The sequence below is a fragment of the Marinobacterium rhizophilum genome, assembly GCF_024397915.1.
GTDB lineage: Bacteria > Pseudomonadota > Gammaproteobacteria > Pseudomonadales > Balneatricaceae > Marinobacterium_A > Marinobacterium_A rhizophilum_A.
Map to the genome: position 1 here is coordinate 1,789,932 of NZ_CP073347.1, position 21,989 is coordinate 1,811,920.

General features: G+C 62.3%; 14 protein-coding genes. 12 read left to right on the plus strand and 2 right to left on the minus strand.

What is annotated here, in order from left to right; translation table 11 throughout:
* Positions 1–528 precede the first annotated feature (528 nt).
* Entirely contained in the window at positions 529–2,022 is a 1,494-nt protein-coding gene (gene gltX / locus KDW95_RS08045) for a glutamate--tRNA ligase (protein WP_255855764.1), read from the minus strand.
* Positions 2,023–2,219: 197 nt separating this feature from the next.
* Between gltX and KDW95_RS08050 the strand changes: the two genes are divergently transcribed.
* From KDW95_RS08050 to KDW95_RS08105, 12 genes are all read left to right on the plus strand, one after another.
* The gene (locus KDW95_RS08050) at positions 2,220–2,807 is read left to right on the plus strand and encodes an ANTAR domain-containing response regulator (protein WP_255855765.1); all 588 of its coding nucleotides are present in this window, start codon (positions 2,220–2,222) and stop codon (positions 2,805–2,807) included.
* Between the two features lie 64 nt (positions 2,808–2,871).
* Positions 2,872–4,047, plus strand: a complete 1,176-nt coding sequence (locus KDW95_RS08055; RefSeq protein WP_255855766.1) for a CmpA/NrtA family ABC transporter substrate-binding protein — start codon at positions 2,872–2,874, stop codon at positions 4,045–4,047.
* 290 nt (positions 4,048–4,337) lie between these two features.
* Positions 4,338–5,690: a CmpA/NrtA family ABC transporter substrate-binding protein gene (locus KDW95_RS08060; RefSeq protein WP_255856483.1), complete on the plus strand. Its 1,353-nt coding sequence runs from the start codon at positions 4,338–4,340 to the stop codon at positions 5,688–5,690.
* A 50-nt stretch (positions 5,691–5,740) separates the two neighbouring features.
* Complete coding sequence (locus tag KDW95_RS08065) at positions 5,741–6,754, plus strand: ABC transporter permease (protein WP_255855767.1); 1,014 nt, start codon at positions 5,741–5,743, stop codon at positions 6,752–6,754.
* A 25-nt stretch (positions 6,755–6,779) separates the two neighbouring features.
* The gene (locus KDW95_RS08070; protein WP_255855768.1) at positions 6,780–7,694 is read left to right on the plus strand and encodes an ABC transporter ATP-binding protein; all 915 of its coding nucleotides are present in this window, start codon (positions 6,780–6,782) and stop codon (positions 7,692–7,694) included.
* Between the two features lie 182 nt (positions 7,695–7,876).
* On the plus strand, positions 7,877–9,346 hold the full coding sequence (locus KDW95_RS08075; protein ID WP_255855769.1) for a NarK family nitrate/nitrite MFS transporter: 1,470 nt from the start codon (positions 7,877–7,879) through the stop codon (positions 9,344–9,346).
* 130 nt (positions 9,347–9,476) lie between these two features.
* On the plus strand, positions 9,477–11,213 hold the full coding sequence (locus tag KDW95_RS08080) for a bifunctional protein-serine/threonine kinase/phosphatase (RefSeq protein ID WP_255855770.1): 1,737 nt from the start codon (positions 9,477–9,479) through the stop codon (positions 11,211–11,213).
* Positions 11,214–11,449: 236 nt separating this feature from the next.
* Positions 11,450–11,608 carry a hypothetical protein gene (locus tag KDW95_RS08085; protein WP_255855771.1) on the plus strand — a complete coding sequence of 53 codons (159 nt, stop codon included), beginning with the start codon at positions 11,450–11,452 and terminating at the stop codon, positions 11,606–11,608.
* A gap of 314 nt (positions 11,609–11,922) precedes the next feature.
* On the plus strand, positions 11,923–13,191 hold the full coding sequence (locus tag KDW95_RS08090; protein WP_255855772.1) for an NAD(P)/FAD-dependent oxidoreductase: 1,269 nt from the start codon (positions 11,923–11,925) through the stop codon (positions 13,189–13,191).
* Positions 13,192–13,270: 79 nt separating this feature from the next.
* Positions 13,271–15,823, plus strand: a complete 2,553-nt coding sequence (gene nirB / locus KDW95_RS08095) for a nitrite reductase large subunit NirB (protein ID WP_255855773.1) — start codon at positions 13,271–13,273, stop codon at positions 15,821–15,823.
* An 11-nt stretch (positions 15,824–15,834) separates the two neighbouring features.
* A complete protein-coding gene (nirD, locus tag KDW95_RS08100) occupies positions 15,835–16,179 on the plus strand; it encodes a nitrite reductase small subunit NirD (protein WP_255855774.1) in 345 nt (114 codons plus the stop codon).
* Between the two features lie 347 nt (positions 16,180–16,526).
* Positions 16,527–19,175: a nitrate reductase gene (locus KDW95_RS08105; protein WP_255855775.1), complete on the plus strand. Its 2,649-nt coding sequence runs from the start codon at positions 16,527–16,529 to the stop codon at positions 19,173–19,175.
* Positions 19,176–19,276: 101 nt separating this feature from the next.
* Here the strand turns inward: KDW95_RS08105 and KDW95_RS08110 are convergent, their stop codons facing one another.
* Complete coding sequence (locus KDW95_RS08110; RefSeq protein ID WP_255855776.1) at positions 19,277–21,922, minus strand: bifunctional diguanylate cyclase/phosphodiesterase; 2,646 nt, start codon at positions 21,920–21,922, stop codon at positions 19,277–19,279.
* Positions 21,923–21,989 lie beyond the last annotated feature (67 nt).

Genomic DNA, 21,989 nt, shown 5'->3' on the forward strand with positions numbered 1-21,989 from the left:
AACAGAAAGCAAAAACCCCGCCGTAGCGGGGTTTTGAACAGCCGGGACTCAGGTTCCCGGCAAATCCAGATCAGGCACTCGCTCTTACTGACCGCCCCCGGCTTTCAGCGCGGCAAACTCCTTCTCCCAGCGCTTGCCTTCCTTCTTCGATGGACCACCGATGGTGTTGAGCGCATGACGTACACAGGCACGGCGGCATGGTTAAGGAGCGACCCCAGACACGGGCTCGCCCCAAAGCAGGCACTCAAGCCCGGCCCCAGTCCGGCATCTAGCCCGGCATCTAGCCCGGCTCCAGCCCACGGCTCAGGCGCCGGCTTTCAGCGCGGCAAACTCCTTCTCCCAGCGTTTGCCTTCCTTCTTCGATGGGCCACCGATGGTATTGAGCGCATGGCGTACACAGGCACGGCGGCATGGTTAAGGAGTGGCCCCAGACACGGGCTCGCCCCAAAGCAGGCACTCAAGCCCGGCCCCAGTCCGGCATCTAGCCCGGCATCTAGCCCGGCATCTAGCCCGGCTCCAGCCCACGGCTCAGGCGCCGGCTTTCAGCGCGGCAAACTCCTTCTCCCAGCGCTTGCCTTCCTTCTTCGATGGGCCACCGATGGTATTGAGCGCATGGCGCACACGGGCACGACTCATGTCAGGACCCAGGATTGCCATGGCATCCATCACCGATACGGTCTGGCTGGTGCCGGCAATGGCAACAAAGAGCGGGAACAGGAAATCACGGATCTTGTAACCCATGCCATCGGCCAGCGCCTTGAGCTCTGCAAACAGCTGATCCTTGGTCCAGACGGATTCGTTGTCGATCTGCCAGGACGCAAACTGCAGGATCTTGCGGACGTCCTCCAGCTGCAGCGACTTGTGGGCAAACCTGGACTCATCCAGCTCAATCATGCCGGACAGGAAGAAACCGGCCAGCGGAGCCACATCCGACAGCTTTTCGACGCGCTGCTGAATCAGCGGCAGAATCTGCATCAGGTACTGCGGGTTCAGCGCCCACTCCTGGAAACGGGCCGCAAACTGCTCCGGGCTCAGGTCTTCACGCAACCAGAGGCCATTGAGCCAGCTGAGTTTTTCCTGGTCGAATACCGGGCCACCCAGGGACACGCGCTGAATATCAAAGTTGGCAAACATCTCGGCGCGCGAGAACTTTTCCTGTTCGTCCGGCATCGACCAGCCCATGCGACCCAGGTAATTGAGCAGCGCCTCCGGCAGGAAGCCCATGCGCTGGTAGTACAGGATACTGGTCGGGTTCTTGCGCTTGGACAGCTTGGACTTGTCGGGGTTGCGCAGCAGCGGCATGTGGCAGAGCACCGGCATGTCCCAGCCGAAGTATTCGTACAATAGCTTGTGCTTGGGCGCCGAGTTGATCCACTCTTCGCCGCGAATCACGTGGGTGATCTCCATCAGGTGATCGTCCACCACGTTGGCAAGGTGATAGGTCGGCATGCCATCGGACTTGAGCAGGATCTGGGCATCCACCATGCCCCAGTCCAGCTCGATGGTACCGCGCAGCAAGTCGTCGACCTGGCAGACACCCTCGCCTTCGGGCACAACCATGCGAATCACGTAGGGCAGCCCCTGAGCCGCGCGCTGCTCCACTTCGGCCGCAGGCAGCGCCAGATCACTCTGTTTCAGCGCCGTATGACCACCGGCCGCCCGACGGGCTTCGCGCAGCGCATCCAGCTCTTCCGGGGTGCGGTAGCACAGAAAGGCCTTGCCCTTCTCCACCAGCTCCAGCGCAAAATTCTTGTAGATATCGCCCCGCTCGCTCTGACGGTACGGACCGTGGGGCCCACCAACATCGGGACCCTCATCCCAGTCCAGTCCCAGCCAGCGCAGGGAGTCCAGAATCATCTGCTCGGACTCGGGCGTGCTGCGCGCCTGGTCCGTATCCTCGATACGCAGAATAAACTGGCCGCCATGCTGACGCGCGAAGGCCAGGTTGAACAGGGCTATATAGGCGGTGCCGACATGGGGATCACCGGTCGGGGACGGAGCTACGCGGGTACGTACAGTCATCGTTATCCTGAAAGCTATAATCGAGTTAGCGAAATGACGCGCATTATAACGCCGCGCCCGGACTTGGGACAGCCAAGTCCCCGGCTACATCGGCCACGGCTTCGAAACATCCCGACAAAAACGGCATATTTAATGCATACTTTTCGGCCACAGGATTTCGATTACCTGACCGAATGCACCCAGGAGCCCCCGTTAGAATGAAAAGCCCTCCATCGATAAAAGTACTGGTGATTGATGAGGACCGTGGCCGTGCTGCGCTGCTTGAGCAGTCGCTGCGCGATCAGGGATACGAGGTGCTGGCACGGCTGGACAATACCGATCTACTGGCAGAACGGGTGGAAGAACTGCACCCGGACATGATCATTATCGATCTGGATTCCCCCAACCGGGATGTGCTGGAGAACATGGCGCTGCTGAACGACCGCTCACCGCGCCCGGTGGTCATGTTTGCCGAACAGGGCGACAGCGACACCATATCCCAGGCCATCCGCTCCGGCGTGAGCGCCTATGTGGTGGACGGCCTCGAGTTTGGCCGCATCAGCTCGATTCTGGATGTGGCTGCAGCGCGCTTTCGCGAGTTCCAGGCGCTGCGCCGTGAACTGGTCGAGGCCCGCTCGGAACTGGCCGACCGCAAACTGATCGAGAAGGCCAAGGGGCTGGTGATGAAGCGTCACAAATGCCCGGAAGACGAGGCTTTCAAGGCCATGCGCCGCATGGCGATGGATCAGCAAAAACCACTGGCCGAAATCGCCCGCAACATCATTGCCGTCATGGAAATCATCTGATCTGAATTCGACGCCCGCAGCGCGTGGCGCCCGGTTTGAATCCGACTCAACATGGATACCCGATATGTCCGACCTGACACTTCCCAGCCGCCTCGCGGCGCCTGAGAAACCCCACCTGACACTGGGCTTCGTGCCCCTGATCGACGCCTGCCCGCTGATCGTGGCACTGGAACTGGGATACTTCCGCGACTGCGGCCTGGACGTCAGCCTGAGCAAGGAAGCCTCCTGGGCCAGCATCCGCGACAAGGTCGAGCTGGGCCTGCTTGACGCCGCCCAGATGCCCGCGGGCATCCCCCTGGCCGCGGCGCTCGGACTGGGCTACGGCCACAATCCGCTGGTGTGCACCATGGGCCTGGGGCTCAACGGCAACGCCATTACCCTCAGCAGTGCGCTGCATGAAGCGCTGCAACAGGCGCCCGGCTTCGCGACCGACCCCGCCGCGGCGGGCGCCGCCCTGGCCTGGTATCTGCGCGAAAACCCGCAGGAACGCCCCACCTTCGCCACCGTATACACCCATTCCATGCACAGCTTTTTGCTGCGTTACTGGCTCAATGCCTGCGGCATCGACCTGCAGCGCATTCGCCAGGTTGTGGTACCGCCGCCGCAGATGGTCGACGCCCTCAAGCGCGGCCTGATTGATGCTTTCTGTGCCGGCGAGCCCTGGAACAGCATTGCCCAGCAGCAAAAGGTCGGACAGGTGCTGATCAGCGGACACCAGATCTGGAACAACGCGCCGGACAAGGTACTGGGCACCACCGCCCACTGGGTCAGCCAGCACCCGAACTGCCTGCAACTGCTGATCATGGCATTGCTGCGGGCCTGTGCCTGGCTGGATGAACCCGGCAATCGCGGCCCCATGCTCGAAATACTGAGCCGGCCGCATTACCTGGGCTGCGACCTGATCACTCCGGACCCCGGTATCGGCCGCCACCAGTTTTTTGGCAGCGCCGCCAACTTTCCCTGGCAATCCCAGGCCCGCTGGCTCCTTGAGCAGATACAGCAGGACCTGCCCGCCTCCCGCAGCGACGCGGCACTGGACCTGCTGGCGCGCTCGACCTACGACAGCACCCACTTTCGTCGGGCCTGTACCGCCCTGAAGCTCAACCTCCCGCTGGACGACAGCAAGCCCGAGGGCATGCACGACAGCCCCTGGGAAGTGGCCGGCCACCAGGGCCCGCTGCGCCTGCCCAGGGACCGACGGTTCAGTCCGGGCATCCGGGGCACGGCCACTGAGCAATAACAGTGCAGTACGGCTGCAGCGCCGGCATGTCGCAGTGCACAATACCACTGACAAACCGCAGGTTATTTTATTTAATTTAAAAAAATCAACAACTTATAATTGTGGCACGGCTTATGCTACACCCTGAACAGCATTGTTAATACGCAGTTTCAGGCAAAGGCGCCTGTAGCGGGACGATTATTTCGCCCCGTTGCAGGCGCCTTTTTGTTTGCAATTCAAGGAGCAAGACCATGACAATCAACAGCCCCCAGCGCGCCACCCTTACCCGCCGAACCCTGCTCAAACAGGCCATGATCGCCGCCGGCACCCTGTCGCTGTCATCCTTCCTGACCCTTGGGCTGGCCCAGGCCGAAATCGGCCCGCCGGAAAAGGAAGACCTTAAATTCGGCTTTATCAAGCTGACCGACATGGCCCCGCTGGCCATCGCCTATGAAAAAGGCTACTTCGAAGACGAAGGCCTGTTCGTCCAGGTCGAAGCCCAGGCCAACTGGAAAGTCCTGCTCGACCGCGTGATCGACGGTCAGCTCGACGGTGCCCACATGCTGGCCGGCCAGCCGCTGGGCGCAACCATCGGCTATGGCACCCAGGCCCATATCATTACCGCCTTCAGCATGGACCTTAACGGTAACGGCATTACGGTCTCCAACGATATCTGGGAGCGCATGAAGCCGAACATCCCCAAGGATGCCGACGGCAGACCGGTGCACCCCATCAAGGCCGACTACCTGAAGCCGGTGATTGACGAATTCAAGGCCGAAGGCAAACCCTTCAACATGGGCATGGTCTTCCCGGTATCGACCCATAACTACGAACTGCGCTACTGGCTCGCCGCCGGCGGCATCCACCCCGGCTACTACGCGCCCCACAAGGGCGACACCAGCGGCCAGCTCAACGCCGATGCCCTGCTGTCGGTCACGCCGCCACCCCAGATGCCCGCCACCCTGGAAGCCGGCACCATCCACGGTTACTGCGTGGGCGAGCCCTGGAACCAGCAGGCGGTGTTCAAGGGTATCGGCGTGCCCATCATCACCGATTACGAGATCTGGAAAGACAACCCCGAGAAGGTGTTCGGCGTCTCCAGCACCTGGGCCGAGGAGAACCCCAACACCCACCTGCGCGTCGTCAAGGCCATGATCCGGGCCGCCAAGTGGCTGGATGCCAACGACAACGGCAACCGCCCCGAAGCCGTTGAAATTCTGTCCAGGCCCGAATACGTCGGCGCCGACTACGAGGTGATCGCCAACTCCATGACAGGCACCTTTGAATACGAGAAGGGCGACAAGCGCGACGTACCGGACTTCAACGTTTTCTTCCGCCACCATGCCACCTACCCCTACTACTCGGATGCCATCTGGTACCTGACGCAGATGCGTCGCTGGGGGCAGATCGAGGAGGCGAAACCGGACAGCTGGTTCATGGAGACCGCCAAGAAAGTCTACCGCCCGGATATCTACGCCCAGGCCGCCAGGTCCCTGATTGAAGAAGGCAAGATGGAGGCCTCCGAGTTTCCGGACTTTGATACCGAAGACGGCTACCGCGATCCCCAGACCCACTTTATCGACGGCATCACCTACGACGGCCACGCCCCCAACGACTATCTGAAGAAGTTCGGCATCGGCCTCAAGGGCGACGATAAAATCTGAAGCCAACCGGCGCAGGCAGCCTGCCTGCGCCCCGTCGTGGAGCCTGCACCATGAACACGCAAAGTACCCGGAGCACCCCCGCCCTGTTAAATATCGGCCGAGCGCGGCTATCGCTGCGCGCCCCCAGCGCCGATACCCTGTCCCGTATCGCCCGCGCCCTGCTACTGCCGCTGATCGGCCTGCTGGTGTTCCTGTTCGCCTGGCATATCGCCGCGCGCAACATTGACACCTCCCTGGGTCAATTCCCGGGCCCGGCCCAGGTGTACGAGCAAACCCTTGGCCTGATCGCCGATCACAAGCGCGAGCGCAGCCGTGAAGCCGCCTTTATGGAACGCCAGGAGCAACGCAATGCCGCCACCCTGGCAAAGAACCCGGACGCAGAAGTGCGCCTGCGGGACTACACCGGCAAACCCACTTTTGTTGACCAGGTCGGCACGAGCCTGGTCACGGTACTGGCGGGCTTTGCCTTCGCCACCCTGATCGCCATTCCGCTGGGCATCCTGATCGGGCTAAACGGCGCCCTGTACGCCGCGCTGAACCCGCTGATCCAGCTGTTCAAGCCGGTCTCGCCGCTGGCCTGGCTGCCGCTGGTGACCATGGTGGTCAGCGCCCTCTACGTCTCGGACGACCCGATGTTCGCCAAGTCCTTTATCACCTCCCTGATCACGGTCTCCCTGTGCAGCCTGTGGCCCACCCTGATCAACACCGCCGTGGGGGTATCGAGCATCAGCCAGGATCTGAAAAACGTCAGCAAGGTACTGCGCCTGCCGTTCATGACCCATGTCATCAAGATTGCCATTCTGGCCTCGATTCCGGCCATGTTTACGGGCCTGCGCCTATCGCTGGGTATCGCCTGGATGGTACTCATCGCCGCCGAAATGCTGGCGCAGAACCCGGGTCTTGGAAAGTTTGTCTGGGACGAGTTCCAGAACGGCAGCTCCAATTCCCTCGGTCGCATCATGGTTGCCGTACTGGTGATCGGCGTCATCGGCTTTTTGCTCGATCGCGCCATGCTGTTGCTGCAGAGCCGCATGTCCTGGGACAAGAACGCCGTCGTGCGCTAACCCCCGCCAACCAAGGAGCAACCCCATGACCCATCTGGAACTGACCGGCGTGGCAATCGACTTTGCGACGCCACGCGGCCCCTTTCGCGCCCTGGACGGCGTGAACCTGAAAATCAACCAGGGCGAGTTCGTTTCCCTGATCGGCCATTCCGGCTGTGGCAAGTCCACCGTCCTCAACCTGGTGGCCGGGCTGTACGAGGCCACCGAGGGCGGCGTGGTACTGGAGGGCAAGGAAGTGCGCGAACCCGGCCCCGAGCGGGCGGTGGTGTTTCAGAACCACTCCCTGCTGCCCTGGCTCAGCGCCTACGAGAACGTTGAGCTGGCGGTCAAGCAGGTGTTTCGCAACCGCAAGTCCAAGGCCGAAATGAAGGACTGGATCGAGCACAACCTGGAGCTGGTGCACATGAGCCACGCCCTGCACAAGCGTCCCGACGAAATCTCCGGCGGCATGAAACAGCGCGTCGGCATCGCCCGGGCGCTGGCCATGCAGCCCAAGGTGCTGCTGATGGATGAGCCCTTCGGCGCGCTGGATGCCCTGACCCGCGCCCACCTGCAGGACTCCCTGATGGAGATACAGGCAAGGCTCAACAACACCGTGATCATGATCACCCACGATGTCGATGAGGCGGTGCTGCTGTCGGACCGCATCGTCATGATGACCAATGGCCCGGCGGCGACCGTGGGCGAAATCCTGAGCATTGATCTTCCGCGCCCCCGCAACCGCATCGCCCTGGCGGACGATGCCCGCTACAACCACTACCGCCACGAGGTACTGAGCTTCCTGTACGAAAAACAGCACAAGCCGGACGACAGCGACAGTCAGAACAGGTCCGCCGACGCCAAAGACGATGCTGAAAAGACCCAGGAGGCATTACTGGCACAGGACGTGCATTCATCCAGGACATCAACAGGAGAAACGACAGCGCCCGCTGCCGCCTGACCCCCGGCAAAGGCGCTGCGGGCCAGACATAGGGCACAGCAGCGCCTTTCTTCGCACCGAAACAAGGCCCAGAAACGGGCAAACGCACCAATTTTGAACAATGGCGTTCATGCGTTCCCGGCAACGGGGCCGTTGAACGCCATTTTTTTGTACTTTGCTGGCCCAGTAATGGATGAAAACCTATGACTGATCACACCAAGCTCAACCTGTTTGCCTTTACCGGCAAGATGAAGATCCTGCACATGAGCTGGATCGCCTTCTTTCTGACGTTCTTCGTCTGGTTCAACTTCGCCCCCTTGCTGGGCGTGATCAAGACCTCCCTGGGACTGACCTCCGACGAAATCAAGACGCTGCTGATTCTCAACGTCGCCCTGACCATTCCGGCACGGGTACTGATCGGCATGCTGACCGACAAGTACGGCCCGCGCAATGTGTACGCCGCGCTGCTGTTCTTCTGCAGCCTGCCCTGCTTCATGTTTGCTCTGGCGCAGGACTTTACCCAGGCCGCCATCGCCCGCTTCCTGCTGGGCTTTATCGGTGCAGGCTTCGTGGTAGGCATCCGCATGGTGAGCGAGTGGTTCCCGGCCAATGAACTGGGCACGGCCGAGGGCATCTACGGTGGCTGGGGCAACTTCGGTTCCGCCGCCGCCGCCATGCTGCTGCCGACCCTGGCGCTGATATTCGGCGGTGAGGACGGCTGGCGCTATGCCGTGGGCGTTACCGGAGCGCTGTGCCTGATCTTCAGCGTTGTCTGGTACTTCAATGTCTCCGACACCCCCAAGGGTTCGACCTACTTCAAGCCCAAGCGCATCGGCGGCCTGGAAGTCACCAGCAAGGGCGACTTCGTTTTCCTGCTGATCATGAAAATCCCCCTCTATGCCGCCCTGGCCCTGCTGTGCTGGAAGCTGTCCCCCAATGGCGTCTCCATCCTTGGCAGCACCGCCGCGCTCTGTGTCTACATCGGTCTGGCCATCTTCTTCATCTATGACTGCTACAGCGCCTTTCGCGTCAACCGCGAGATCTTTACCCAGCCGGTGCCGGAAATGCACCGCTACAAGTTCAAGCAGGTTGCAGTACTGAACGTGCTCTACTTCGCCACCTTCGGCTCGGAGCTGGCCGTCGTATCCATGCTGCCGCTGTTCTTTGCCGATGTCTTCGAGCTGGACATGGTCTATGCCGGCCTGCTCGCCTCGGGCTATGCTTTCATGAACCTGATGTCCCGCCCGGCCGGTGGCCTGATCAGCGACCGCTGCGGTCGCAAGTCGACCCTGCTGGTGCTGACCGCAGGCCTGGCCGTAGGTTATGCGGTGATGTCGGTCATCGACAGCAGCTGGCCGCTGGCGCTGGCCGTGATCGCCGCCATGGCCTGCTCCTTCTTCGTCCAGGCGGGTGAAGGCGCGGTCTTCGCCGTGGTACCGCTGATCAAGCGCCGCCTGACCGGCCAGGTGGCGGGCATGACCGGCGCCTACGGCAACGTCGGTGCGGTGTTTTACCTGACGATACTGTCCATGGTCAGCTACCAGACGTTTTTCATGGTCATTGCAGCAACCGCCGTGCTCGGTTTTGTCGCCCTGCTGCTGTTAGAGGAGCCCAAAGGCCACATGGCTGAAGTCAATGCCGATGGCAGCGTCGAGCTGATCAACGTTTCCTGATCTGCAGCCTCTGATCGGAGGCACCCGATCGATATCGCCTTAATCCAGGCGATCGCAGGAAGCAGCCCGGGGGCGCCGCCGCAAGGCGTCGCCCCCTTTCCAGGTTTTGGATGAGGTTTTTGGAGCCACCATGATGAGCCCGCCCCACAGCGCCGCCCGGCTTAAAGTCCGTTTTGGCGGCCAGTCGATTGCCGGCATCAAGCCAGAGAATCAGGATGCCTTTGCCGCCCACGCCCCCGGCGACCAGGCGTTGCTGCTAAAGGGGGCGGCAGCGGTCATCGCCGACGGCGTCAGCAGCTGTGCCGACTCCCATATTGCCAGCCAGACCGCCGTCACCAGCTTTATTACCGACTATTTCAGCACCCCCGACAGCTGGAGCACTCGCCACGCCGCCGCCCGGGTGGTCTCGAGCCTCAACAGCTGGCTGTATCAACAGAACGCCAGCCGCCAGGGCCACGACGACAGCATGCTGTGCACCTTCTCGGCGGTGATTTTCAAGTCCAATACGCTGCACTGCTTTCATGTCGGCGACAGCCGCATCTGGCACTGCCGCAATGGTGAAGTGGAGCAACTGACCCGCGATCACGTCCATGTGGAGCGCGGCCGCAACTTTCTGTCCCGGGCCTTCGGCGCCGATCAGCACCTGGAGCTCGATTACCTTACCCGGACGCTGGAACCGGGCGATCGCATCCTGCTCAGCACCGATGGCGTACACGAACACCTGACACGCAGCCAGATCGGCCAGCTGCTGGACAGCCACCCCGGCGACCCGGTGGCCGCCAGTGCCCTGCTGATCGAGCAGGCCATGGCGGCGGGCAGCGACGATAACCTCACCGCCCTGCTGATCGAGGTTGATGAACTGCCACTGGAAACGCCGGACGAAAACTTTCAGCGCCTCAGCGCCCTGCCCATCCCGCCGGTACTGAGCCTGGGCAACCGCATCGACGACTACGAGGTGCTGGATGTTATTTTCAGCGGTACCCGCAGCCACATGTACCGCGTCAAGGACCTGGCCAGCGGCCAGCTCTATGTGCTCAAGGCGCCGTCGGAGAACTTCAGCGAGGACAGCCTCTACCTGGACGGCTTCATGCGCGAGGAGTGGGTCGGGCGCAGGCTCGATCACCCCAACGTGATGAAAACCTTTGCCCCGCCGCGCCCCAAGCGGCTGCTGTACTACCTGGGGGAATATATCGAGGGCCAGAACCTGCGCCAGTGGATGCAGGATAACCCCCAGCCGCCGCTGGACAAGGTACGTGACCTGATGCGCCAGCTGATCTCGGGGCTGCGTGCCTTTCAGCGGGCCGAGATGGTGCACCAGGATCTCAAGCCCGAAAACATCATGATCGACGGCGACGGCCGGGTGCGCATTCTGGATTTCGGCACCGTGCGCATCGCCGGCATCGAGGAAATGGGGTCGCCGCTGGACAAGTCCATCCCCCAGGGTTCGGTCAACTACGTGGCACCGGAGTACCTGATGGGGCAGCAGGGCAGCTTTCGCGCCGACCTGTTCTCACTCGCGGTGATCTGCTACGAGATGATCACCGGCCAGCTGCCGTATGCGGAACCGTCCACCAAGCGCTATCGCATCGAGCACTATGGCGAGCTGCACTATATTCCGGCGCTCAAGCACCGCAAGGATCTGCCCTTCTGGATGGAAGGCTGCCTGCGCAAGGCACTGCAGCCCAATCCGATTCATCGCTATAACGCGTATTCGGAGTTCCTGCACGACCTGACCACACCCAACAGCCAGCTTGAGGCCCGGGTGCGTGACCAGCCGCTGATGACCCGCAATCCGCTGCTGGGCTGGCAGCTCATCGCCGGCGTGCTACTGCTGATCAACCTGCTGCAGCTGTTTCTATCGGCATGACGCCAGGCCGGGCAAAGTGGGCCGCTACAGCGCCCCCTTTAGTGCCGGAGTTCCTGCACGACCTGACCCAACAGCCAGCTTGAGGCCCGGGTGCGTGACCAGCCGCTGATGACCCGCAACCCGCTGCTGGGATGGCAGCTCATCGCCGGCGTGCTGCTGCTGATCAACCTGCTGCAGCTGTTTCTATCGGCATGACGCCAGGCCGGGCAAAGTGGGCCGCTACAGCGCCCCCTTTAGTGCCGGAGTTCCTGCACGACCTGACCACCCCCAACAGCCAGCTTGAGGCCCGGGTGCGTGACCAGCCGCTGATGACCCGCAACCCGCTGCTGGGCTGGCAGCTCATCGCCGGCGTACTGCTGCTGATCAACCTGCTGCAGCTGTTTTTATCGGCATGACGCCAGGCCGGGCGCCTGTTCCGATCGCACGGCACAGCACTTTCGCACCAAAAGCATGCACCCATAGAGTGCATGCACCCCATTCGGTGCATTAAAACCCTGGGACCGAGACCTGGAACACCCGCCAGAACATTGAAATACAGAGATTTTTAATACTTGGCACACCTCATGCTTACCATTTAGCTAACAAAGCGACGGATTCTGCGGAATCCACTGAACAAAGGCGTTCATCTCCGTGCTATTGCGCACGGCTGATGAACGCCTTTTTTTTGTTGAGTACCTTTTTGCGAACAGCTACACGGGGCCCGGGACGAATGGAACGACAGCATCTGGTCATTATTGGTAACGGCATGGCCACCAGCCGTCTGCTCGACGAGCTGCACAGCCGTGACGCCAATGCCTACCAGGTTACGGTGTTCGGCGACGAGCCCGGCGGTGCCTACAACCGCATCCAGCTGTCTCCTCTGCTGGCCGGCAACACCGACCGCAAATCCATCCAGCTGAAAAGCAGCCTCTGGTACAAGAACCACGGCATCAGGCTGTACAGCAATGACGCCATCATCGCCATCGACCGCGAACAGCAAACGGTGGTCAGCCAGAACGGCCTGCGCTGCCGTTACGACCAGCTGATTCTGGCCACCGGCTCACGCCCGGCAAAGATCCCGGCCGGCAACCAGGCCCTCGCCGGTATCTTCGACTTTCGCACCGAGCAGGATGTCGAGCGCATCCTGAACCGTAGCGCTCAAAGCCGGGACGCACTGGTCATTGGCGGCGGTTTGCTCGGCCTCGAAGCCGCCGATGCCCTGGCCAGCAAGGGCCTGAACGTGACCCTGGTTCACCGCGGCGACTGGCTGATGAACCGCCAGCTCGATCCGCAGGCCGGCGAGCTGCTGCGCGCCGAGCTCGCCCAGCGCGGCATTCGGTTCGTACTGGGCGATGAAATCAGCCATTTCGAAGGCCTTGAGCAGCTCACCGGCGCCAAGCTGAAAAGCGGCCGGCGCCTCGACGCCCAGCTGGCAATCATCGCCACCGGCATTACCCCCAACAGTGCACTGGCGCGCAGCGCAGGCCTGGACTGCGGCCGCGGCCTGCAGGTAGACGACCTGCTGCGCAGCAGCGACGAGCGCATCAGCGCCCTGGGGGAATGCATAGAGCACCGTGGACGGACCTTTGGCCTGGTCGCACCAATCTGGGAGCAGGCTCGCCTGCTGGCAGATCGACTGGTCCGGGGTCTGGCCACTCCTTACCGCGATGCGCCGGTACCCACCAAGCTCAAGGTATCGGGCATCAACCTGTTTAGCGCCGGCGAATACCTCGACGCACCTCAACTGCAAAGCCTGACACTTTGCGACAGCCAGAGCGGCAGCTACCGCAAGTTGCTCGTGCGTGACAATCGCCTGGTGGGCGCCGTGCTTTACGGCGACGTACAGGATGGCCAGTGGTATTTCGAGCTGATGCAGCGCCAGCAGGCGCTGGGCGACCTGCTGCCCCAACTGATCTTTGGCCGCGCCTGCTGCCTTGACGACAACCCGGACGTGCCGGACACGACGGCCACCGCCATTACCCAAGAAATAGCCGTATGAACACCGAACTCAAACTTGCAGGTCGATCCAGCCGTATTCGATTCCTGCCTGCCCCAGAATCCGTAACGGGAGTAACCCCATGAACAAAACCAAACTGGTCCTGATCGGCAATGGCATGGTCGGTCATCAATTTCTCGCCAGCCTCGCCGAAAGTGGTGCCTCTGAGCGCTTTGAAGTCACCGTGTTCTGCGAAGAGCCACGCCTGGCCTACGACCGCGTCCAGCTGAGCGCCTACTTCTCCGGCAAGACCGCCGAAGACCTCGCCATGGGCCAGCCGGCACAGTATGCGCAGTGGGGCTACAGCGTGCGCCTGAACGAGAAGGTCGTCAGCATCGACCGCGACAACCAGACCGTCACCAGCAATACTGGTGACGTCCTGGACTACGATCAGGTCATCCTGGCCACCGGCTCCTTCCCCTTCGTGCCGCCAGTGCCTGGCCATGACCGCGAACACTGCCTGGTGTACCGCACGATCGAAGACCTCGAAGCCATCACCGCCAGCGCCGCCAAGGGCCGCAGCGGCGTGGTCGTGGGCGGTGGCCTGCTCGGGCTGGAAGCGGCCAAGGCGCTGCGCGACCTGGGACTGGAAACCCACGTGGTGGAGTTTGCCCCGCGCCTGATGGCGGTACAGCTGGACGATGCCGGCGGCAAGGTGCTGCGCGACAAGATCGAAGAACTGGGCGTACAGGTACATACCGGCAAGAACACCCAGCAGATCGTCGACGGCGACAATGCCGTGCACCGCATGGAATTTGCCGACGGTGAAGTACTGGAAACCGACGTTATCCTGTTCTCCGCCGGCATCCGCCCCCGCGACGAGCTGGCCCGCAGCTGTGGTCTGGACGTCGGAGAGCGCGGCGGCATCGTTATCGACAACGACTGCCTTACCTCGGACAAGAACATCTTCGCCATCGGTGAATGCGCGCTTTGGAACGGCCGCATCTTCGGCCTGGTGGCACCGGGCTACAACATGGCCAAGGTCGCCGTTGCCAAGCTGCTGGGCGAGGACAAGCAGTTCCTCGGCGCCGACATGAGCACCAAGCTCAAGCTGATGGGCGTGGATGTCGCCAGTATCGGCGATGCCCACGGCCATACGCCGGGTGCGCGCAATTACACCTACCTGGACGAAGCCTGTGGCGTCTACAAGAAGATCGTGGTCAATGAAAGTGGCAAGCAGCTGCTGGGGGCCATCCTGGTGGGGGATGCCGAGGACTACGGCACCCTGCTGCAGTACGCCCTCAACGGCATCGAGCTGCCGGAATTCCCGGACAGCCTGATCCTGCCCCAGCGCGGTGGCGACGGCAAACCGGCAGGCCTGGGCGTGGCCGCCCTGCCGGAAACCGCCCAGATCTGTTCCTGCCACGATGTCTCCAAGGGCGATGTCTGCCAGGCCATCGACGGCGGCGCCGCTACCCTGGGCGACGTCAAGTCCTGCACCAAGGCGGCGACCGGCTGTGGCGGCTGTTCCGCCCTGCTCACCAACCTGGTCAACCACGAGCTCGAAAGCCGCGGCGTGGAAGTCAACCGCAACCTGTGCGAGCACTTCGACTACACCCGCCAGGAACTCTACCACCTGGTGCGCGTGGACCAGATCAAGTCCTTCGACGAACTGCTGCACAAGCACGGCCGCGGCAAGGGCTGCGAAATCTGCAAACCCACCGCCGCTTCCATCCTGGCGTCGTGCTGGAACGAGTTCGTCCTGAAAAAACCCCATGTCGGCCTGCAGGACACCAACGATACCTTCCTGGCCAACATGCAAAAGGACGGTACCTATTCCGTCGTGCCCCGTGTTGCCGGCGGCGAGATCACCCCCGACAAGCTGATCACTCTGGGCCAGGTGGCCAAGCAGTTCAACCTCTACACCAAGGTGACCGGCGGTCAGCGTATCGACCTGTTCGGCGCCCGCCTGGAAGAACTGCCCGAAATCTGGCGCATCCTGGTGGATGCCGGCTTCGAAACCGGCCACGCCTACGGCAAGTCACTGCGTACCGTCAAATCCTGCGTCGGCAGCACCTGGTGCCGCTACGGTGTGGATGACAGCGTCGGCCTGGCCATCGAGGTGGAGAACCGCTACAAGGGCCTGCGCTCGCCCCACAAGATCAAGTTCGCCGTCTCCGGCTGCACCCGCGAGTGTGCCGAGGCCCAGAGCAAGGACGTGGGCATCATCGCCACCGAAAACGGCTGGAACCTGTATCTGTGCGGCAACGGCGGCATGAAACCGCGCCACGCGGACCTGTTCGCCACCGATCTCGACAAGGACACCCTGATCAAGTACATCGACCGCTTCCTGATGTTCTACGTCAAGACCGCTGATCGCCTGCAGCGCACCTCGGTGTGGATGGACAACCTCGAAGGCGGCCTGGACTACCTGCGCCAGGTCATCATTGAAGACTCCCTGGGGCTGGGCGCGGAACTGGAAGAGCAGATGCAGCAGGTCATCGGCACCTACGAGTGCGAGTGGAAGAAAACCATCGAGGACCCCGAAGCCCTCAAGCGTTTCCGCCCCTTCGTCAACGCCGATGCCAGCGACAGCAATGTGGTGTTCGTGATGGAGCGCGACCAGATTCGCCCCGCCACGGCAGAGGAAAAAGCCGCCAATACACCGGCCGTCCCCGTCAAGATGGTTAGCTGAGGAATCAAACAATGACGACCAACACGAACTGGATTTCCCTGTGCAGCAAAGCTGATCTGGTCCCCAACAGCGGTGTCTGCGCCCTGGTGGACGGCCGCCAGGTGGCGCTGTTCTACCTGCCCGAAGACGAGCAGGTCTACGCCATCGACAACCACGACCCCTTCGGTCAGGCCAACGTGCTGTCCCGCGGCATCGTCGGCTCCATCGCCGATATGCCGGTGGTCGCCTCGCCGCTGTACAAGCAGCGCTTCAGCCTGGTCGATGGTCAGTGCTTTGAAGACGAGACGGTAAAACTTGCCACCTGGCAGGTCTGCCTGCAGGACGATGTGCTGCTGATTGACCCCATGCCCCGTTAAGGGGCAGCCGGGGCGCGCTACGCACTCAAACGGCACCTATTGCACCGCAGCAGGCCGTCCACTGCTGCGGTCAACACCTGAAAACGCCAATGCCACGGGCATTTCGGGAAAAATAACAAACTGGCATGAACTTCGCATAACCTAACACAATAGAGCGAAGAGCGCCGTTCCCAAGAGATTCCATTCTCACCGGGGCGGCACCTGACGTGGAAGTTGGCAATGGCGCCATCTCCTGCCACCTGGCGGGAGATGGCGTTTTTTTATGCGCGACCGTTTGCAATGGGCGCGTATCCTTGCCCACGCCCCCATACACCCAGGTCTGAACGACACGGCTAGCGGAAAACCTTATGACACATAACACCGAGTCCAGCACCCTGACCACCTGCCCGTACTGCGGCGTCGGCTGCGGCGTCGAGGCCCGCAGCCTCGACAACCGTCTGATTGCGGTGAGTGGCGATACCTCGCACCCGGCCAACAGCGGCCGCCTCTGCGTCAAGGGCTCGGCCCTGCATGAGACCGCCGGCACCGAAGGTCGCCTGCTGTACCCGCAGATTCAGGGTCAGCGCGTCAACTGGGATACAGCACTGGACAAGGTCGCCGACACCTTCGCCCGCCTGATTGATCAGCATGGCCCGGATTCGGTAGCCTTTTACCTGTCCGGCCAGATCCTGACCGAAGACTATTACGTCGCCAACAAGTTGATGAAAGGCTTTATCGGCAGCGGCAATGTCGATACCAACTCGCGCCTGTGCATGTCCTCGGCGGTCGCCGGCCAAAAACGCGCCTTTGGCAGCGATACGGTACCGGCCTGCTACGACGACCTGGACCAGGCCGATCTCGTGCTGCTGACCGGCTCCAACGCCGCCTGGGCCCACCCCATCCTGTATCAGCGCCTGGCACGGGCCAAGCAGGCCCGCCCCCAGATGCAGGTGGTGGTACTGGACCCGAGACGCACGGCCACCTGCGACCTGGCCGACCGCCACCTGGCCCTCAAACCCGGCACCGATGCCTTTCTGTTCAACGGCCTGCTGAGCTACCTGGCCCGGGAAGACGCCCTGGATCACGCCTATATCGACGCGCACTGCGAAGGCTTTGATGCTGCCCTGGCCCAGGCCCAGCGCCAGTGCCCGGACCTGATCACCACCGCCGCCCACTGCGGTCTGGAACCTGCCGATGTGCAGTGGCTGTTCGAGCGTTTCGCCCGCACCGAACGCAGCCTGACGTTCTACTCCCAGGGCATTAACCAGTCGTCCTCCGGTACCGACAAGGCCAACGCCATCATCAACTGCCACCTGGCGACCGGACGTGTCGGCAAGCCCGGCGCCAGCCCGTTCTCCATCACCGGCCAGCCCAACGCCATGGGCGGACGCGAAGTCGGCGGTCTTGCCAACCAGCTGGCGGCCCATATGGAATTCGACAACCCGAAGCACCTGGAAACGGTGGCCGAGTTCTGGCAGGCGCCACGCCTGGCAACAACACCGGGACTGAAGGCGGTGGACCTGTTCCAGGCCATCGAGCGCGGCGAGGTCAAGGCGGTCTGGATCATGGGCACCAATCCGGCGGTGAGCCTGCCGGATTCGGCCCAGGTGCGCCGCGCACTGCAGCAATGCGAGCTGGTGGTGGTCAGCGACTGTGTCGAGCACACCGACACCACGGCGCTGGCCGATGTGCTGCTGCCGGCCACGACCTGGGCCGAGAAAGACGGCACCGTCACCAATTCGGAGCGACGCATCTCGCGCCAGCGCGGCTTCTTGCAGGCGCCGGGCGAGGCCCGCCACGACTGGCAGATCCTCTGCGATGTCGCCACCCGGCTGGGCTTTGGTGATGCCTTTGCTTACCGCCACCCGGCCGACATCTTTCAGGAGCACGCCCGCCTGTCGGGCTATCGCAACCAGGGCAGCCGCGACTTCGATATCTCCGCCCTGGCCGAGCTGTCCCGCGCCCAGTACGACGCCCTTGCACCCATTCAGTGGCCGGTGACCGAAACCCGCCCCGAAGGGACGGCGCGCATGTTCGCAGACGGGCGTTTCTTTACGCCCACTGGCCGCGCCCGCCTGCTGCCGATCGAGGCGCGCCTGCCGGCCGGACAGCGCGAAGATGGCGACTTCGTACTCAATACCGGCCGCAGCCGCGACCAGTGGCACACCATGACCCGCACGGCGCGCAGCCCGCGCCTGCTGGATCACTGCGACGAACCCTATGTCGAAATCAGTCAGCGGGATGCCCAGCGCCTGCGCATTCGCGGCGGTGACCTGGTCAGCCTTGCGGCCCTCAATGCCGAGTACATTGGCCGCGCACGCATCAGCAATCAGCAGCAGACGGGGTCGGTCTTCGCCCCCATCCACTGGAACGACCGCTATGCCTCCCACGGCTGTGTCGATGCCCTGGTGGCCGCCGTGACGGACCCGGTCTCCGGGCAGCCGGAGTTGAAGCAGAGCCCGGTGCGCTTGCTGGGCTTGCGTCCGCGCTGGCAGGGCATGCTGCTGAGCCTGGACAGCATCGACACACCGGCCAGCGACTACTGGAGCCGCGTCACCCTGGCCCAGGGCGAGCGCTATGCGCTGGCGGGTTTCACTGAAAGGCCGGACTGGTCAGACTGGGCAAGGAGCTGGCTGCCCGCCAGTGCCGACCTGATCGAGATGCTGGACAGCCACGCCAATCACTACCGTGCCGCCGCCTTTCGCGACGGGCGCCTGCTGTGGGTATTCATGGCCAGCTGTGATGCCGAACTGCCCCCTCCAGCCTGGCTGGCAACGCAGCTGGGTCGCACGCTCAATAGCAAGGAGCGCATGCAGCTGCTGTCCGGCCGGGCCAGCGAGGGCGCACCCGACCAGGGGGCGATCATCTGTTCCTGTTTCCAGGTGGGAGAAAAACGCATTCGTCAGGCGATGAAGGGCGGTGCCACATCGGTGGAGTCCCTGGGCAAGGTATTGAGCTGCGGCACCAACTGTGGCTCCTGCATTCCGGAACTCAGAGCCCTGATCGAACACGCCTGAGCGGCGACTTGAGACGCACCAGGGGCCAGCTGCTGCCAGCGGCTGGCGGATAAAGCCGTCCTGGCGCCAGCACAGCGGTCACCGCTCAGTGCCCGGCCGGCTCAATGACCCTCGCGGGCCGGGCGCAACAGCGGTATCTTGGCTGTCGTCTGCAGCAGGCGTTCGGCCTGGCCGTAGTCCAGCGGTTTGGAGAACAGGTAGCCCTGGCCGATATCGCAGCCAAACTGGCGCAGCATACGCCACTGGGCCTCGTCTTCCAGCCCCTCGGCCACGACTTTCAGCCCCAGCGCATGGCCCATCTGGATGATGGTACGCACCACGGTGGCATCATTGGCGTTCTTGACCAGGTCATCGACAAAGCATTTGTCGATCTTCAGTGTCGCCACCGGAAAGCGGGTCAGGTAACCGAGGGAACTGTAGCCGGTACCAAAATCGTCGATCGTCAGGGACAGGCCGAGCGCGCGCAGCTGCTCGAGGCGCGGCATCACCTGGGCCAGGTTTTCGGCCAGCAGTGATTCGGTGATTTCCAGTTCCAGCTGGGTCGGGTCGATGCCATTGTCGGCAATCATCTGCCGGGTATAACTGACAATGGAATCATCCACCAGCTGGCGTACCGAGACATTGATCGCCATGGTCAGGGAGCGGCCACCAATGGCCTGGAACCGGGCCAGGTCCTCACAGCCCTTTCTCAGCGCGAAACGCCCCAGCTCCTCGATCAGCCCGGTATCTTCCGCCACCTCGATAAACTCGTCCGGCCCCACCGTACCCAGGGCGCGGCAATCCAGCCGCATCAGGGCCTCGAAGCCCAGGATCTCGCCGCTCTCTATGGAGTTTTTGCTCTGGTACACCATATACAGATCGCCGTTTTTCACCGCCAGCGGCAACTGATGCTCCAGTTCGAGCCGGCGTTTCATGCGCTTGTCGAGCTCAGCGTCAAAGAAGGTGAAGCGCCCGCGACCGCAGCGCTTGGACTCGTACAGCGCAAGGTCGGCGTCGCGCATCAGGCCCTGCACGTCCGGACTGTCTGTGGGGTAGCAGGAAATACCGATACTGATCGACATGCTCAGGTTCTTGCCCTGCAGCTGCAGGGGGGTACGAAAGGCTTCGAGAATGCGGCCGGCTTGCTGCTCGATCTGCACCCTGCTGGCATAACCGAAGTGAATCAGGAACTCATCGCCACTCATGTGCGACAGATGGCCATCCTCGCCCAAAACCTGCTGCAACCGCTGCGCGACCCTGATCAGCACCTGATCACCAAACAAATGCCCAAAGGTATCGTTAATCTGCTTGAAATTATCCAGATCCAGGTACAGCAGCGCGACTTCCGCGCGGTCATTCCAGGCCTGCTCCAGCGCCTGGGTAATCAGCTCACTGGCACGCCGCCGGTTGGGTAATTGCGTCAGAGAGTCGAAGTTGGCCTGCTGATAGAGCAGCGACTCGGCGGCTTTGCGTTCGGAAATATCCTGGCCAATCAGGATAAAGCTGACATTGTCCGAGTCGGGTATTTCCACCAGCGAAATCGAAAATTCATACCACTGTGCGGTGCCGGCCCGCTGCCGTTCACCATACCAGCTGCCGTTGTCCAGCACCTTGCCCTGTATCTGTGACAGATCGTCGCGCAGCATGTCATGGGGCGAAAAGTTCGTCACTGGCACCCCCTTCAGGCGCGCCTCGTCCTGTTTGACATCGCCCTCAAAACGACGGTTGGCATATTCGATACACCAGTTGCTGTCGGTCACAACAACGCTGTCCTGGCTCTGCTCGATGGCCTGGGACAATTTCAACAGGTTGCCCTCGGCGGCGACACGATCATTCACCAGTCGCGTACCCGCCAGCCAGATCAGGCGATAGACCAGCAGTGCCACAAGCAGAAACAGCGCCACCACGATACCGACGGACTGTACCTTGCCGAGCCAGAGCCAGAACATCTGGCTCATGGGCAGGAAAGCGGCGGAGACAAACTGGTACTGGGGCAGCAGCTGGGTCTGCACAACCACGGGCTCGCCATCGAGCGACAGCGAGAAGGCATCGCCACTCATGCCATAACCACCGCGCTGACGCAGCTCGCCAAGCGTCTGGCTGTCGACCTTGCTGCTTGCCAGATCGCGCAGTATGCCCCCCGTCATGGGGTAGGCATAGCGCAGTTTGCCATCGTCGGCCAACAGCCAGAGGCGGGTGCCAGGCCGGCGCTGCAGGCTTTGCCAGATCGAGTTCTTGCCGTTGACGTTGTACAGCGCCACCACCAGGGCCAGCACATTGCCATCCGCATCAGGCAGCGCCAGAAAGGCCGGCAGCAGCGCGTCCGAGCCGGCATCCACAAAGGTTGCACCCAACTTCAGATGCTCGGTATAGCGCGCCTGGGTAATGGCGTCGCTGGAGGTCAGACTGATATCCGGCGCAACATCGGCACCCACGCCCAGCAACAGTTCGCCCCGGCGATCGAGTATCGCGAGGCCGCGGATTTGCGGCACAGTGCCGGACAGGCGATCAAGGGCTGCCTGCAACTCCGAGCGGCGCAACCTGTTGTCCTGCACCAGCGGCTGGCCGACCGACAGCAGCAGCTGTTCCTGCAGCCGAAAAAAGGTTTCAGTCTGATCAATAAAGGTCGCGTTTTGCTGATGCAGCTCCTGCGTCACGCTGCGACGGACGTCCTTCCAGCTGAACCAGCCGTAGGAAACGACGGACAATAATACCAGTAGCGACAAGATCAGCATCGTGAGGCGCAATGGCCTGAAACTATCGGTCATACATGCATCCCGGTCCCCGATTACGGAAGCCCAACCCGGCAACGGTGCCAGCATCGCCGTCAATGGC